Source organism: Pelodictyon phaeoclathratiforme BU-1, from assembly GCF_000020645.1.
GTDB lineage: Bacteria > Bacteroidota > Chlorobiia > Chlorobiales > Chlorobiaceae > Chlorobium > Chlorobium phaeoclathratiforme.
In genome coordinates this window covers 2,413,607-2,430,261 of record NC_011060.1, presented here as the reverse complement: position 1 = coordinate 2,430,261, position 16,655 = coordinate 2,413,607, and the positions used below count along the sequence as shown (strand labels likewise).

12 protein-coding genes are annotated in these 16,655 nt (G+C 46.7%); 10 read left to right on the top strand and 2 right to left on the bottom strand.

What is annotated here, in order from left to right; genetic code table 11:
* Positions 1-115: 115 nt before the first annotated feature.
* A complete protein-coding gene (locus PPHA_RS11610; protein ID WP_012509015.1) occupies positions 116-721 on the bottom strand; it encodes a DUF4351 domain-containing protein in 606 nt (201 codons plus the stop codon).
* Between the two features lie 182 nt (positions 722-903).
* On the opposite strand from PPHA_RS11610, the gene PPHA_RS11605 reads away from it, so the two are divergent.
* The 3 genes from PPHA_RS11605 (at position 904) to PPHA_RS15245 (ending at position 6,416) form a co-directional block, all read left to right on the top strand.
* On the top strand, positions 904-4,287 hold the full coding sequence (locus PPHA_RS11605) for an SUMF1/EgtB/PvdO family nonheme iron enzyme (RefSeq protein ID WP_041526546.1): 3,384 nt from the start codon (positions 904-906) through the stop codon (positions 4,285-4,287).
* 192 nt (positions 4,288-4,479) lie between these two features.
* Positions 4,480-5,960, top strand: a protein-coding gene (locus PPHA_RS11595; protein WP_150085532.1) for an ISNCY-like element ISPph5 family transposase whose coding sequence is annotated in 2 segments (ribosomal slippage) — positions 4,480-4,942 and positions 4,942-5,960 — 1,482 coding nt in all. Because the reading frame shifts where the segments join, the coding sequence is not laid out codon by codon here.
* A gap of 150 nt (positions 5,961-6,110) precedes the next feature.
* A complete protein-coding gene (locus PPHA_RS15245; RefSeq protein WP_083765330.1) occupies positions 6,111-6,416 on the top strand; it encodes a formylglycine-generating enzyme family protein in 306 nt (101 codons plus the stop codon).
* Positions 6,417-6,726: 310 nt separating this feature from the next.
* Here the strand turns inward: PPHA_RS15245 and PPHA_RS11590 are convergent, their stop codons facing one another.
* On the bottom strand, positions 6,727-7,347 hold the full coding sequence (locus PPHA_RS11590; protein ID WP_012509014.1) for a DUF4351 domain-containing protein: 621 nt from the start codon (positions 7,345-7,347) through the stop codon (positions 6,727-6,729).
* Positions 7,348-7,529: 182 nt separating this feature from the next.
* On the opposite strand from PPHA_RS11590, the gene PPHA_RS11585 reads away from it, so the two are divergent.
* The 7 genes from PPHA_RS11585 to bchF all read left to right on the top strand — a co-directional run bounded on the left by PPHA_RS11585 (position 7,530) and on the right by bchF (position 16,618).
* On the top strand, positions 7,530-11,102 hold the full coding sequence (locus PPHA_RS11585; protein ID WP_012509013.1) for an SUMF1/EgtB/PvdO family nonheme iron enzyme: 3,573 nt from the start codon (positions 7,530-7,532) through the stop codon (positions 11,100-11,102).
* 203 nt (positions 11,103-11,305) lie between these two features.
* Positions 11,306-11,767 (top strand): HRDC domain-containing protein, encoded by a 462-nt coding sequence (locus PPHA_RS11580; protein ID WP_012509012.1) that lies wholly within the window; start codon positions 11,306-11,308, stop codon positions 11,765-11,767.
* Positions 11,742-12,776, top strand: a complete 1,035-nt coding sequence (locus tag PPHA_RS11575; RefSeq protein WP_012509011.1) for an RNA-directed DNA polymerase — start codon at positions 11,742-11,744, stop codon at positions 12,774-12,776. The genes PPHA_RS11580 and PPHA_RS11575 overlap by 26 nt, the downstream gene beginning before the upstream one ends.
* Positions 12,758-12,892, top strand: a complete 135-nt coding sequence (locus PPHA_RS15710) for an SUMF1/EgtB/PvdO family nonheme iron enzyme (protein ID WP_150085695.1) — start codon at positions 12,758-12,760, stop codon at positions 12,890-12,892. Before PPHA_RS11575 ends, PPHA_RS15710 begins: the two co-directional genes overlap by 19 nt.
* 168 nt (positions 12,893-13,060) lie before the next feature.
* Positions 13,061-13,285 (top strand): addiction module protein, encoded by a 225-nt coding sequence (locus PPHA_RS11570; protein WP_012509010.1) that lies wholly within the window; start codon positions 13,061-13,063, stop codon positions 13,283-13,285.
* A gap of 176 nt (positions 13,286-13,461) precedes the next feature.
* Positions 13,462-15,789, top strand: a complete 2,328-nt coding sequence (locus PPHA_RS16030; protein WP_012509009.1) for an SUMF1/EgtB/PvdO family nonheme iron enzyme — start codon at positions 13,462-13,464, stop codon at positions 15,787-15,789.
* A gap of 355 nt (positions 15,790-16,144) precedes the next feature.
* A complete protein-coding gene (gene bchF, locus PPHA_RS11560; RefSeq protein ID WP_012509008.1) occupies positions 16,145-16,618 on the top strand; it encodes a 2-vinyl bacteriochlorophyllide hydratase in 474 nt (157 codons plus the stop codon).
* The last annotated feature ends 37 nt before the right edge of the window (positions 16,619-16,655 follow it).

Here is a 16,655-nt window from a genome sequence, read left to right as displayed (position 1 = left end):
GCCGGATGAATGCCTCTGAACAGAATGATGGTCCATTCCCTCTTCCATCATCCCGGTCTTTTTTCCAAAAAATATACTGCGTGTATTCTACAGTTTTCCGGAGACAGTAAATTTGTTATGAGGGGTCAGCCTCTCTGAAAACGGCCTCCAGGGTCGGGGCTGTGAGAATCGTTTCACTCCAGGCTTCCAGTTCCTCCTCTTTGGCATTCTCTAACTGATCTGATGCCCATTTGGGCAACACGCCAAAGCGGCGTTCAAGTTGCCTTTTCAGTAGGCTGGATTTACCCTCAACACGTCCTTTAGCCATGCCTTTGGCTATGCCAATTCGTTCTACGCTGGTAATGTATTGCACTTTTTCCCTCTCCTCGATTGTTTCAAGTTCTTGCCAGACCTCGCTGTTCAACCACTCCGGCAGTTGCATCAGCCAGTCAATGACATTGAATAAATTGATAACGCGCTGTATATTCCGATGCCGTTCGTACAGTATTCGCAGTAAGCTGAGTTTTGCGTTGTACCGTTCCTGATCCTGCGTTCTGGTTTTTTGTGTCAGGATGTGTGCCGCCGTAATCCATCCAAAAGCGTTATTTGATGCCAGCAGCTCATCGAGTTTGTCTTCATAATCGGTCAGCTTGGCAACCGGGAACTCCAGCGTATGGCGGCATCCCAGCACGGCAAAACCATAAGAGGTGGGTTTCCACTGCTTGTTTTCATCGGCCAGCACCGCCAAACTTGCTACAGGCCGTTTGTAGTATATCCATGATGCCCCTTAAAACAAAATAGTTCAGGTTCCCAGCCCCCTCGACCTCCATTGCAGGGATACCCATTACTTTCCCGATCCCCAAAGAATACACTATATTGCAGGCGCTTCATCTTTGTCGCGGTTAATTCATTCAATTCAATCACATGGCTCTTACCTGGCTGCATGTTTCGGATTTCCACCTGAGTGACAAAGGCCCTTACAGTCAGGAGGTTATTCTTCGATCCCTTGTCTCTTCAGTCAGGCAGTTCCGCGAAAAAGGGGAGCAAGTCCCGGATCTCATCTTTGCAACCGGTGATATTGCGCAGAACGGAAAGGCAAAAGAGTATGACGCGGCCACAATATTTTGTGATGACCTGCTTGAAGCTGCTGGGCTCAATCGTGATCGCCTTTTCATAATACCCGGTAACCATGATGTTGACCGCAAGATGGGCAAGTGGAGCCATCGCAATCTCGATAACGCTGAAGATGCCGACGAGTACTTTGATCCTGACTCAACTTTTCCACAACTGAGGGATAAATTTCAGGCATTCTCGTCATGGTATAACGACTATTTCAAAACCATCCGCTCGTTCCCGACAAACACAACATGCAGTTCGGTAGAACTCGTAACGATCAACGGACTCCGTCTTGCCGTTCTGCCCCTGAACAGTGCCCTCTTCTGCATTGACGATCATGACCATGCAAAGCTCTTCATTGGTTGCCGCTGTTTCGATGCTGCAAAGAAGCAGTTTGAAGCAGCCGATCTCAAAGTTGCCATGATTCATCACCCTCTCGACTGGTTGAGTCCGATAGAGCAGTCAAATATCGAAGCAAAGCTTGAAGAGTCAGTCGATCTTTTGCTTCAGGGGCATTACCATCAAACCTCAACGAAAAGCATTGTTGCCGAAAATGGCGGATATCTGAAGCTTGCTGCAGGAGCTGCATACCAGAAAGGGCAATGGTCAAAGTCCTCCATGTATGCAACTTTCGACGGAAGCGGGGTAACGATTTTCCCCATCCGTTATGAGGGTACTCCTCGTGAAGTCTGGACACTTGATACCAGTCTTTATCCGTTACCATCATATACGAAACAGTTTCCTGTTCCGGGGCGTAATGCTGATCAGCAAGTCAGCTCGCTACCTTTGATCGCTTGTGATAACGGTATGGTTACTGCTTCAGGGCGACCAGAGATAAATAGCTACGAGCGCTACCGTGAATCATTGAGGAACCAGTTCGGAATAGTTGCATCACGCGGGCTCGACAATTATCAGGATATCGAGATTCCACTTGAGGATGTGTTTATCGATCTTCACATCAGTGAGCTGTACGGCAAAGTGGATGCTCATGATAAAGGGCATTCCGTTGAAACGAAAAAAATGTCACAGGATGCACTGCTTCAGGAAATATTTCATGGGAATGCCCGTACCAATGTTCTGCTTCTGATCGGCGATCCAGGCTCTGGCAAGACCACGTTACTGCAGCATTATGCGATGCTCTGCCTCGAAGGTGATCATGGGCGACTTTTTCCCGAAGCTGCCAGCGTCCGGGTTCTGTTTCTTGAATTGCGCAAACTGAATTTTGATGCCCACAATAAACCTGTGCGGTTGGCTGCGCAGATTGTTGAGCTTAACAGGTCGTTATCTCTTGCTGCCGATGAAGCGGAAACATGGTGGCGGGGGATGGGTGAAACGGAGAGGGTTCTTGTTTTGCTTGACGGTCTTGACGAGGTCACTGAACTTGAAAAACGGAAAGCCATCTGCCAATGGATTGACGAAGAAGGTCATGCCTATCCCAATCGTTTTTTTATTGTAACCACACGCAAAACCGGATATGTGACCAGTGATGGCGTTGAACTCATTCAAAGTCACAGGCGGGCTGCTCTGGATGATCTTGAGCCTGACCAGCAATGGGACTTTTTATTGAAGTGGTTCAGGGCTGCTTCGAAATTTGAAAAGGAGCGGGGCTTCACGATACACGATACTACCCCTCCGGACGATAAGGCAAGGGAACTATATGCATATCTCTATCCTCAAGAAGGCGATAAGAGCGAAGAGATGAACAGCGAGGAAACGGAAAAGAAGAAAAAGGGTTTGCAGCAGATTGCAGGTATTCCTCTGCTGTTGAAGCTTATGGCTTTGCTCTACAAGCTGCGGGATTTTAAACCTGATTCCAGAATAGCCTTGTATCGTGTTGTCATCGTGTATCTGCTTCATGGCAGGGATAACGCCCGGCAGATATCGTATGGTATCGATCCGGAACAGTCAGCAACGGTTCTCGGACTTCTTGCCTATACCATGCAAAAAAAAACCTGTCTCGATCTTTCTGAGGGCGAAATGAAAGAGATTATGGAAAGCCGTTTTCAATCGATCAATACAACAGTCGGGCTTGACACGTTTTTCGGTTTTATGGTAAACAGAAGTGGAATTCTGAAACCGAACGGGAAGGCATTCCGATTCTGGCACAAGACGTTTCAGGAATATCTGGCAAGTTTGGAGATGCTGCGTTGCAGCAAATCGGATGCGTTTATCCGCTCGATCGTTCAGCATTATGATGACCGTAAGTGGGAATGGGATGAAACGCTGCGGTTTTATTTCGCCCAGATCGATGCGGATATTTTTGACGGCTTTATGAATCAGTTGTTCAATCCGGAAATAACGACCGATGTGTTGCAACGAAAGTTGCAGTTGATGAAAACCTTGATCCGGGAATCCAGGGAGTGCTCAACCGGGGCGTTATGCCGAAAGCTCAAAGACAGTAAACTTTCACTGGGAGTACAGTGGCATGTGCTTGATTGTCTTGAGGTTATCAATAAGTCTGCTGCACTTGATGCTGTTCGGAATTTTCACGAGCGAGCCAAAAAAATGCAAGAACCTGATAATAACCTGAAACAGCGGGTACTTGATAAAGCTGATGGGCTTATTATCCAACTTGAACGGAGAGCTGGTATCAAGCGTAATCTTCCGCCGAGAGAAAAAGAGAAAACAAACCATGACAGCCAGCCAAAACAACGGCCCCGTATCATCAGCAATACATATGAAGATGGCGTGCAGTACATCCTGATAAGGAAAGGGAGTTACCTTTTCTCGAAAACAAACGAAGAAAAACGTGTAGAAGATCTCTATTTTGCCAAGTGCCCAGTAACCAATAAACTCTACCGCTCATTTATTGCTGCACTTGGGAAAGAGACCGCACTACAGAAAAAAATAAAAGACATTGCACAAAATGACCGATGGGGTACGGATTTTGCCCCATGGCTCAAAAAGGGTAAAAACGACCTTGCTGCATTGTTTCGTTCGGAGAATGATGAAGATCGGAAATTCGGTGGTGACGAACAGCCGGTTGTTGGTATTCCTTGGTACGCCGCCCAGGCCTACTGTCTCTGGCTCTCGCAGCTTGAGGATAGACCAGACTCTTACCGCCTGCCGACGGAAGTTGAGTGGGAGTGGGCCGCAGGGGGACGGCAGGGTGAAGCTGTGCAGAAAGTTCGAGATTATCCTTGGGCAGACGAAAAGGGCGGGCCAAGCGCGACACTGCTCAACTATAATTAGTGGATGAACGAAAAACTGTTATGATATTATAAAATAATAGTTTATATTGTTATTTCATGGTCAAAGATATTTGACGGACCCTGAGCTAAAGCGTAATAATACCCCATTAGAAGCATTTTTGATAGAGAAAAGGTGTTGCAGGGGTGCCCTCAAAGAGAAACAGACTCCAAACTTCGTTTTTTGAAATCCACTATGCGTAGCGTCATCAACCACCAAATGATGTTCGGTCGTACCGATATTTCTGCCATTGTTTTCGATCCGAAATCACGAGATGATATCCCAAAAATCTTGAGGGGCCTTCAGGGCATCTACACCGACGAGGAGTTGCGCAAGCGTGTTTTTGCCATCCTCGAAGAGGTTCGTCCTGAACGGAAAAAAGGAGAAGGAAAAGCTGACCCAAACACAGGGCGTCCCGGTATGGAGCAATGGGCAATTTTGGTACTGGGTGTCGTTCGACTGGGAATCAACGCTGATTACGATCGGCTTCATGAATTGGTCAATCACCACGATACGCTTCGCCAGATGCTTGGTCACAACGATTGGACTGATAAAACATCTTATGAACTCCAGACCATCAAAGATAATGTCCGACTGTTTACCCCCGAATTGCTTGATCGAATCAACCAGGAAATTGTCCGTGCAGGTCATACGTTAGTAAAAAAAAAGAGGAAGAAAATTTCCCTTTAATGGCCCGAGGTGATTCGTTTGTGGTGGAAACCAACGTTCACTTTCCTGCTGATACAAGCCAGTTGTTCGATGCCATTCGCAAAGCCATTGAGGTCTGTGCGAAATGGTCTTTTGATGAAGGATTAAGTCAATGGCGCCAATACGATCATAACATCCGGCATATCAAAAGAATGCGTCGTATTGTGCAACAGCTCAAGCACTCGACATCAAAAAAGCCGGAAAAGAAAGCTCTCAAAGATCAACAAATAAAGCAAGCACTCCTCGATTACCTTGCGGCAGTCGATTATCAGTTACAACGGGCAGTGCGTACCGGCGCAGAACTGGGTGGCTTAAATCCGTTGCGGCTCAGCCAGCTTAACGGCTATATTGCTCATGCTGAGGTACAAATGGGGCAAATTCGTCGTCGGATAAATGACGAGGTTATTCCGCATGCGGAGAAAGTCTTTTCAATTTTTCAGCCACACACCGAGTGGATCAGTAAAGGCAAGGCGGGAGTGCCGGTTGAGTTGGGATTACGGGTCTGTATTATCGAAGATCAGTATCGTTTTATCCTGCATCATCAGGTCATGGAAAAAGTTGTCGATAGCGACATCGCAGTGTCCATTATCGAAGAGACCAAGCAACGTTTTCCAAACTTGCGATCGATCAGCTACGACAAAGGCTTTCATAGCCCGGATAACCAACGCGACCTGAAAGCGCTTCTTGAAAAAGTTGTTATGCCGAAAAAAGGCAAGCTCTCAAAAATCGACAAAGCTCATGAATCCGAGCCGGAATTCAGGAGACTGCGACGGCAGCATTCGGCAGTTGAATCAGCAATCAACGCACTTGAGGTTCACGGCTTGGATATATGCCCTGATGATGGCATCAAAGGATTCAATCGCTATGTTGCCCTTGCAGTGCTGGCTCGCAACATTCATCGTTATGGAGCACTCTTGTACAAGCAGGATGCGAAGCGACATCGAGGGCCCTACAAAAAAGCTGCCTGAGTTCTCTCCCCAAAAAAAGAGTTTTTTACCAATTCGCAGGGAGAGATCCGTTCGTTATGACGCTTCCTGGAGCAAAATTCGGTAGTTTACCCATGGCGTGTCACGATCAGCACAAAAACGCCTTTTGTTGATCATTAAAAATGGTTTTTAATCCGGCGGGAGGTTGTCAAATTTTCAAAAAACAGGGGTTTTCTTTCTGGCACTAATTACAATGTCGGAGAAACAACACCCGTTGGCAGTTATCCAGAAGGAGTAACCCCCGAAGGGCTGTACGATATGGCCGGTAATGTTTGGGAGTGGACAGATAATTTGTGGAATGAAACGGGTTCGCGCCGTGTTGTTCGTGGCGGGGGCTGGGACTACGCGGCCGAGGTCTGTCGGTCGGCGGCTCGGGGCAGCAACACCCCCGACTACCGGCGCAGCTACGTGGTCTTCCGCCCGGTTTTCGTCCCGTAGTCAGTTGGCAGCTCATTCCGACTTTGTTTTTGAGCGAGAGGGCAGTTACAAAATCGTGGTGAACGGCAGTGAGGGACGAACTGCCGTGCGCCATGATTTTCGGTAACCACCGACTACAGAAACGACCACCGCAGGTGGTCCGACGATATTTTTGAAAAAGTGAATATCTCTTCCATGGTTATCAAATCAGCCGCTATACGCTTATGCAGATAACACAGCGAAGCCGGATGAATGCCTCTGAACAGAGTGATGGATCATTCCCTCTTTCATCATCCCAATCTTTTTTCCAAAAAAACACACTGCGTGTATTCTACAGTTTTTCGGAGACTGTAAATTTGTTATGAGGGTCTGCATCTTTGAAAACGGCCTCCAGGGTCGGGGCTGTGAGAATCGTTTCACTCCAGGCTTCCAATTCCTCCTCTTTAGCGCGTTCTAACCGCTCAGATGCCCACTTGGGCAACAGGCCAAAGCGGCGTTCAAGCTGCCTTTTCAGTAACCTGGCTTCGCCCTTTGCTATGCCTTTGGCGATGCCAATTCGTTCTATGCTGGTGATGTATTGCACTTTTTCCCTCTCCTCGATTGTTTCAAGTTCTTGCCAGACCTGACTGTTCAACCATTCTGGCAGTTGCATTAACCAGTCAATGACATTGAATAAATTGATCACCCGTTGTTTATCCCAATGCCGTTCATACAGTATTCGTAGCAGGCGGAGTTTGGCGTTGTACCGTTCCTGATCCTCTGCTCTGGTTTTTTGGGTCAGGATGTGTGCTGCCGTAATCCATCCAAAAGCGTTTTCCGACGCCAGCAGCTCATCCAGTTTTTCCTCATAATCGGTCAGCTTGGCTACCGGAAACTCCAGCGTATGGCGGCATCCCAGTACAGAAAAACCATAAGAGGTGGGTTTCCACTGCTTGTTTTCATCAGCCAACACCGCCAAACTTGCTACAGGCCGTTTGTAGTATATCCATGATGCCCATCAAAACAAAATAGTTCAGGTTCCCAGCCCCCTCGACCTCCATTACAGGGATACCCATTACTTTCCCGATCCCCAAAGAATACACTATATTGCAGGCGCTTCATCTTCGTCGCAGTTAATTCATTCAATTCAATCACATGGCTCTTACCTGGCTGCATGTTTCGGATTTCCACTTGAGCCCTCTCGGATCCTATGACGTTAATCAGGTGCTTAAAGCGCTGGTTGAATCTGTTGAACGATTTCGGCAAACAACAGAGTGGAAACCGGATCTGATTTTTGCTACAGGTGATATCGCAGGAAAGGGAGATGTTGCGATTTTTAAAGGCGGTGACGATGCTCCCGCTACCAAATTTTTTGACAAACTGCTTCAAGCTGCAGGGCAAGGCAGGGAGCGCTTGTTTATTGTTCCAGGCAACCATGATGTTGAGCGAGATCAAGGGCTTGTTCCACCCACCTTTCAAACAGAAGTAGATATTAATAACTACTTTGAGAAAAGTAAGCGTTATCATTTTCTGAAGCTTCAGGCCTTTTCTGAATGGTATAATGATTATTTCGAGGCTGTTAAACCTGAAAGAACTTTTCCCGACAAATCAACTTGTGAACTAATTCCTTACACGCTCAGAAAAAATGATGATGAAGTTTCGCTTAAACTGCTGCTTATCAACAGCGCCCTGTTTTGTGAAGATGCCAGTAAAGACATTGGAAAACTCTGTATTGGTCGTTTTTGTCTTAACCCACTTATAGAGCAACTCGAATCGGAGAGGAAAAAAGGTGACCTCTCGCTTGTGATTGCGATGATACATCATCCGTTTTTTGTGCTCCATACACTCGAGAGCATTGCACTCAAGAATGTTTTGTCCTCACAGGTTGACATTCTCTTGAATGGTCACTTGCATCAGACAGAAGTGAATTTCGGTGAACTGGTAGAGCTTGGTTCGGGGGCTGCATACTTCAGCGCTAATAGCTCAAAAAATGCCATGTATTGCCGGTTTGATGGCAAAAAAATAGAGGTTTATCCAATCTGCTATTATGAAAAGAGTTCTCAATGGTCGGATGATCCCAACGTTTTTTACAAAACCAAAGAGGCAACCAGAAGTTTCGAGATTCTGCGCCTGCGGAATTCCGCCGCACCAGACCCGGTCGTTACAACTGAAACAAATGGACATCCGGAAAATAAATATGGGACGAGTTATCAGGAATTTCTTATAGCGGCATTGGATCACGTGCTTCCAACAGCGGTTCAAGGCTTTTCAGCAAAAGTAAGCCAAATATTTGTTTCGTTGAGTCTTTCTGATACATGGCAGAGTGAAGAGCGTTATTCTCCCGAAACAAAAGTGTATGACAGGCAAAAAGAGGTAGACGGTTTTACTGCAGAAGCCGTTATGCGTGCGGCATTTAAAAAAAATCGCCTTTTGCTTGTCATTGGTGATCCTGGTCAAGGCAAAACAACCCTGCTCCAGCATTATGCACTCTCATGCATCGACAAAGAGCGATGTAAAGATTTTGGTTTTCCCGAACCGGTCATGGTTTTTTATCTCCAATTACGCGACTTGAAAAAAGGAGATACTGGTTATTCAGCACTTCCTGTCAATATTCTGGCATGGGCGCATACTGTTCCATCGTCAGAGAAAGAGAGACCGGAAAATTTAGAAACATTGATTTTCGAATCGCTCTGTCAAAAAAAATCATTGGTTTTACTTGATGGGCTCGATGAAATCAGTGAGCTGGAAGAGAGAAAAGAGGTGTGTGAATGGATCAAGAATACCATTACTGACTTTCCCAAAGCCTGCTTTGTTGTCACCTCACGCCCGACAGGCTACCGTCCCGTTGATGACATTGAGATTCAAATTCCTTTAAAGAGAGCTGATATCCTTGATTTCAAGCCTGTACAACAAAAAACATTTTTACAAAACTGGTTTACTGAAGTCTTTCTCAGCAAAATTCCAACCGACAGTGGAGACACTGAAGATCCGGAATGGGAGAACCGTCAGAAAGAAAAAGCCCTCGATAAAGCAAGTGCTGTTATCAAATTTTTGAACAAGGATGAAAATAAAAGTTTACTGAAGCTGGCCGGAATACCGTTAATGTTGCAGATTATGGCCATGCTCTGGAACGAGGACGATACCTTGCCGGAAAGCCGGGCTACTCTCTATAAAAAAGCACTGGATTATCTCCTTGGTTATCAGTACAAGCGGCGAAACATAGTCCCGAAGCTTCCCGAAGCAGATGCCATTGGAGTTCTCGCTCCAGTTGCACTCTGGATGCAGGAGGAGCTGAAAAAGGACGAAGCCGATCAGGAAGTTATGAAGACAAGAATGCAGAAAGAATTAAACAAGATACCAAAGAAGCAGAAGCCGCCAAAAGCAAAGGCATTCAGTGACGACCTGATTGATCGTGCCGGTTTGTTGGTGAGATATGGTCAGACTGATTATGCCTTTCGTCACAAGTCATTCCGCGAATATCTGACCGGTTTTCAGCTCATGAAAAATCCTGTAATGGATCTCTCCTTACAGAAACTGATTGAGCATTTCAGCGAACCCTTTTGGGAAGAACCCATCCGCTTCTTTTTTGGTCAGATTGATGCAGAGAGCTTCAATACCTTTATGCAAAACTTCTTCGATGTAGTGAGTGAAGAGGTGATTCAGTCAAAACAAGAGCTGTTGCAAACCATCATAGAGGAAACCCCGAAGGAAAAAAGAAAGATTGATACGTTATGTAAAAAGCTTCTGGATTCCGAAACAACACTACGCCGACAGCAGGTGATTCTCGACTGCCTGAAGACAATTGGGAATCCCGAAGCACTCAATACCCTTTATCAGTTCAGAGCAGGAAAACTTGCAAAAAACGATGATGTAGCTGATCGAGCGGAGGAGGTGATTCTTGCTTTCGGCGGCAAAGCGCTTGAGCGAAACATTGAAAAGAGTGTCAGCGGAAATCCTCTCTCTTTCCGGAATTCCAATGAAGAAAACTCAGAGTACATCCTGATACCGGGAGGAAGCTATATTTATTCGGTGACAGAAGAAATTGTGAGTGTGCCGGAACTCTATGTCGCCAAGTATCCGGTAACAAACAAACTCTATCGCTCTTTTATTGCAGCACTTGAGGAATCGGTAGCATTACAGGAAGAGCTGTTCAAAATTGCATTAAACAATACAGAGCATTCAACTGTTGCAAATTTTTTCAAAGAGGGTAAAAACGACCTTGCAGCTTTGTGTCGTTCAACCTATGATGAAGATCGAAAATTCAGCGGCGCCGAACAGCCTGTCGTTGGTATTACATGGTATGCTGCTCAAGCCTACTGTTTTTGGCTCTCACTGTGTGCAGGCAAGCCTGACTCTTATCGCTTGCCAAACGACATCCAGCGGGAGTGGGCGGCAGGTGGAAAACGGGAACCGATACCGCAGAAAGTTCGGGAGTATCCCTGGTCAGATGAGAAGGGTGAACCAACACCAACGTTGGCCAACTTTGGTATGAATGTTGGATATACAACACCCGTTAACCGTTACCCCGAAGGAGCAACTCCGGAAGGTTTGTACGATATGGCAGGTAATGTATGGGAATGGTGCAATGATTCGGTAGGTTCGGACCGTGTGATTCGTGGCGGGAGCTGGAACTACGGTGCCGTGCGCTGTCGGTCGGCGTATCGGAACGGCAACACCCCCGGTCGCCGGCGCAGCGGCGTGGGCTTCCGCCCGGTTTTCGTCCCGTAGTCAGTTGGCAGCTCATTCCGACTTTGTTTTTGAGCGAGAGGTCAGTTACAAAATCGTGGTGAACGGCAGTGAGGGACGAACTGCCGTGCGCCACGATTTTCGGTAACCACCGACAACAGAAATGACCACCGCAGGTGGTCCGACGATATTTTTGAAAAAGCGAGTATCTCTTCCAGGGTTATCAAATCAGCCGCTATACGCTTATGCAGATAAAACTCTTTACCATATCCATCGGTGACAGCGGGGGCGCTTTGCAGGAGATGAACACCTTTCTGAAGGCGCATAAAGTTCTGGAAATCCAGCATAAGCTGATCAGCAACGATAATGGAGCCAACTGGTGTTTTTGTGTGCGTTACATTGAGCAAACATTCAACCCGGCACACGGGAGCAAGGCAAAGGTTGATTACCGTGAGATGCTTGATGAGCCAACATTCCGCAAATTTTCGCATCTGCGTGCAATACGGAAAAAAGTGGCGATAACGGAAGGTGTTGCCGCTTTTATCGTCTTTACCGACGAAGAGCTTGCGGAGCTTGCAAAACTTGAAGAGATCACCATCAAGAGCATGCTTGGTATAAAGGGTATTGGTGAAAAGAAAGTTGAGCGTTTTGCTCACTATTTCATGGATAAGCCGGAAACCAATGAAACGTCAGGGGCAGTTGCTTGAAGAGATTGCTGATCTGAAGAATCTCTATGAGGCATTCTACAAGGCGCAAAAAGGCAAAGTTTCCAAACACTATGTAGGCGCCTATAAGAAGCAGTTGCCGCAAAATTTGCAACGGCTGCAACAGCAACTCTTTTCGGGAGAAGTCGAAACGGGAGGGTATCACACCTTCACTATTTACGATCCCAAAAAACGGCTGATTTGCGCCACCCCTTTTTCGCAGCGGGTTCTGCACCATGCCTTGATGAATGTCTGCCATGCCTCGTTCGAAAAGCAGCAGATTGTCACCAGTTTTGCCAGCCGCCCCGGAAAAGGTACCTATGCGGCGCTCGACAAGGCAAGGGAGTATCATCGCCACTTCCGTTGGTTCTTGAAACTTGATGTTCGCAAATATTTTGAGAGCATTGACCACTCAATTCTGAAACAGCAGCTTTATCGCATGTTCAAAGACAAGAATGTGCTGTTGATGTTCGACAACATAATTGACAGCTACGCTACCGAAGCCGGTAAAAGTGTTCCGATTGGCAACCTGACCAGCCAGTATTTTGCCAACCACTATTTGTTGGTCGCCGATTATTATGTCAAACAAAGACTGTGCATTCCAGCCTATGTCCGCTATATGGACGATATGGTGTTATGGCATCATGATAAAGAGGCATTGCTCGAAGCTGGATACCGCCTTCAGGACTATCTTGCAAGGGAGTTGCGGCTTCAGCTCAAACCCTTTTGTTTGAACGAAAGTAGAAAAGGGTTGCCCTTTTTGGGCTATCTGCTCTTTCCGGGCTCTGTGCGCCTTGCCCGACGAAGCAAAAAACGCTTTATCCAGAAATCCTGGCTTTATGAAGGTTACCTGCAAACAGGGCGATGGTCACAAAAAGAGTTTGCAAACCATGCGATGCCAATGGTCGCTTGTACTGAATACGCCAATGCAAGAGAATTCAGAAAAAATGTGTACTCTGCAATGGTGGCCATTGAAGAAAACGGGCATCAGTCGTGGGTTCGAACCGTGTAATTCGTGGCGGGAGCTGGAACAACGATGCCGAGAACTGTCGGTCGGCGTATCGGAACAACAACACCCCCGACAACCGGAACAACAACGTGGGCTTCCGCCCGGTTTTCGTCCCGTAGCTCAAAAGCAAAGTCGGATGACTGCCTCTGAACAGATTGATGACCCCGCCCCTGTAAGCATCAGGGCAAAAAGAGCCACCACCCATGCCCGGCATTGGTAGGACGAGCCGGATAGCCGTTTCGAAGATGACGGGCATTTTTTTTCAGGATAATTTTCAGGATAAACATATGACAGCAGTTGCAGAACGTATTTTCAAAGATGCTCTTGATTTGCTTCCTGTAGAGAGGGCTGAACTTATCGAAAAACTTTTTCAGAGTTTTGATTGTGCCGCACGCAATGCCGTAGATGCTGCGTGGGCAGAAGAGGTCGAATCTCGATTTGAGGCTTTAGACCGTGGTGAAATCAAAGCTTCATCAGCAGAAGATGTTTTTGCAAGGATCAATCAGAGATGAATATTCTCGTTCTCTCTTCATAACATCCAAATCTCCGTTAACTTGGGCTTTTGGTGCCGCCCACATTTTCGGCATGATCTACAGTGCATCCTGCCATTACTTGCCCATTTCCTAAAGAATACACTATATTGCAGCCACTTCATTTTCGTTGCGGTTAATTCTTTCAATTTCATCACATGGCTCTTACCTGGCTGCATGTTTCGGATTTCCATCTGAGCAATGGTGCTCCTTATGATCAGGTGGTTATACTTCGTGCTCTTGTTGAATCGGTCAGGCGATTCCGTGAAGAAGGGCATGTTCCTGACCTGATTTTTGCAACTGGTGATATTGCGCAAAACGGAAAGGCCAACGAGTATGATGCTGCCACGAAATTTTTCGATGATCTGCTCGAAGCCGCCGCTCTCAATCGCGATCGCCTTTTCATCATTCCCGGCAACCATGATGTTGACCGCAAAATGGGGAAATGGAGTCACCGCCATCTTGATAATGCTGAAGAAGCCGACGAGTACTTTGATCCTGAATCGACTTTTCCACAATTGAGAGATAAGTTTCAAGCATTCTCGTCATGGTATAACGACTATTTCAAAGCCATCCGCTCGTTCCCGACAAACACAACATGCAGTCCGGTAGAACTCGTAACGATCAACGGACTCCGTCTTGCCGTTCTGCCCCTGAACAGTGCGCTCTTCTGTATTGACGATCATGATCATGAGAAGCTCTTCATTGGTTGCCGATGTCTTGATGCGGCAAGGAAGCAGTTTGAAGCAGCCGATCTCAAAGTTGCCTTGATTCATCATCCTCTCGACTGGTTAAGCCCTTTTGAGCAATCAAACATTGAGGCTGTTCTTGAAGAGTCGGTTGATCTCCTGCTTCAAGGGCATTTCCATCAGGTTGCGGTTAAAGGTATTGTGTCAGCCAATGGTGGTTACTTGAAGCTTGCTGCAGGGGCCTCATATCAGACCCGACAGTGGCCAAACACAGCAATGTATGTCACCTTCGAAAACAGCGGGGTAACGATTTTTCCGATACGCTATGAGGACAAACCCGGTGAGAAATGGACGCTCGATACCAGTCTCTATCCTTCTCCATCATATACAGGGAGCTTTGTGCTTCCTCGCCGCCTTGGCACGGGTTATGATAAAGATCTCTTATCAAAATTGAGTGCACCAAAAGCTTTTATAGCTTATTCCTGGGAAGACGATAATCATAAAAAATGGGTTGCCGATCTTGCAACTCGCCTTCGTCACAGTGGTGTTGAAACTATTCTTGATCAATGGCATGCCGTGCCGGGAGATCAGCTTCCGGATTTTATGGAAAAGGAGATCCGCAATAATGATTATGTGCTGATTATTTGCACCCCAAAGTATCGTAGTAAATGCGATAAACGTGATGGTGGCGCCGGGTATGAGGGCGACATTATGACTGCCGAGGTTTTTACAACAAAAAATCATAGAAAATTTATTCCAGTACTTGCGAAAGGGAGCTGGGATGAAAGCGCTCCATCATGGTTGAAAGGTAAATTTTATGTTGATTTAAGCACCCCGGTAGAAGATGAACGCGACTATCCTCGTTTGCTTGCTGCACTCCTTAATTCACATCCCCAACCACCGCCCGTAATGCAACGTATGCCTGAGATTCCTTTCAGGCTACTTTCGACAACGCTACCGATTGTGAAGGTTGAAAATCGCCAGCAATTGTTTCGAAATACGAATGAACAGAATGCAGAGTATATCCTGATCCCGGGTGGGAGTTACCTTTATTCCGCAACAGAGAAGGAGGAACAAGTGTCTGATATTTATTTTGCCAAGTATCCCGTGACCAACCAACGTTATCGTGATTTTATACAATTTTTGCAGTCAGATGGTTCGTCTCAAGGCGTTTCTGTATCGGTCTCATCTATCAGGGAAGAGCTTAAGGCAATTGCAAAACGAAACCTCTGGTGGCCACAGTTGGGAGATTATCTTTATGAGGGTAAAAACGACCTTGCCGCTTTGTTTCGATCAAGTTTCGATGGGGAAGCAAAATTTAAGGGTAATAATCAACCCGTGGTTGGTGTAACTTGGTATGCTGCCCGTGCATACTGTCTGTGGCTTTCAATGCTTGAAGGGAGTACTATGCGTTATAGGCTCCCAACGGAAATTGAGTGGGAGTGGGCTGCAGGAGGAATACGGCAAACGACTCCGCAGAAAGTTCGAGATTATCCCTGGCCGGAAGAAGAAGGAGATATCTCTGTTCGATTGGCCAATTACAATAGTACTGTTGGGGCAACAACACCGGTTGGCAGTTACCCCGATGGAGCAACACCCGAAGGGCTGTACGACATGGCTGGTAACGTATGGGAATGGACGGATAGTTGGTGGGAGGAAAAAAAGCTTTCGCTCCGTGTGCTTCGTGGCGGGTGCTGGCGCTACGATGCCGAGTACTGTCGGTCGGCGTATCGGGGCAGCTGCGCCCCCGGCAACCGGCGCAGCAACGTGGGCTTCCGCCCGGTTTTCGTCCCGTAGTCAGTTGGCAGCTCATTCCGTCTTTGTTTTTGAGCGAGAGGGCAGTTACAAAATCGTGGTGAACGGCAGTGAGGGACGAACTGCCGTGCGCCATGATTTTCGGTAACAACCGACTACAGAAACGACCACCGAAGGTGGTCCGACGATTGGAGCTCTTTCGGCAGTGAATGGCAAAAGAAAAGTGCACCATGCCGCTCAATTATCACAATTCCACTCTGCCATGCAATACTCCCTTTTTCGGGGGCTTTTTCTCTCTCTTCAATTTTACTATATTCCATGCGTCCATGGTGAGCGTGTCGGTCTGGCATTCGTGATGTCCACAAATATTTTTTTTATCAGTTAAGAGTAAAAGAAGATGGCCCGTTATACTCCGGAACAGCTTGTCAAAAGAAATGCTTCTGTTTGGACCGATATTCAGATTATTCTTGCCCCGATCCAATTCCTCTTTTTTGTCGGTGGAGTTACCACTACAGCCCTGTATGCAAACGGTTTGTTTGTCACCAGTTTTTACTGGGTCAGTGTGGTTATTCTTTTTAAAACGCTTTTTTTTGCCCTGCTTTTCATCACTGGTATGTTTTTTGAGAAGGAGGTTTTCGATAAATGGGTTTATTCAAAAGAGTTTCTGTGGGAAGATATCGGGAGCACGATTGCGGCGGCGTTTCATCTGCTCTATTTTGTCATGGCCTACCTTGGTTATCCTGAGCATGTTCTTATCTGGGAAGCCTTTCTCGCCTATTTTACCTATGTGCTCAATGCGCTGCAGTATCTGATCAGGATTATTCTTGAAAAACTCAATGAACGGAAGCTGCGGATTGATGGTCAGATCTGACCGGATATCTCTCTCTTTCTGTCAAGACGCTCAATAT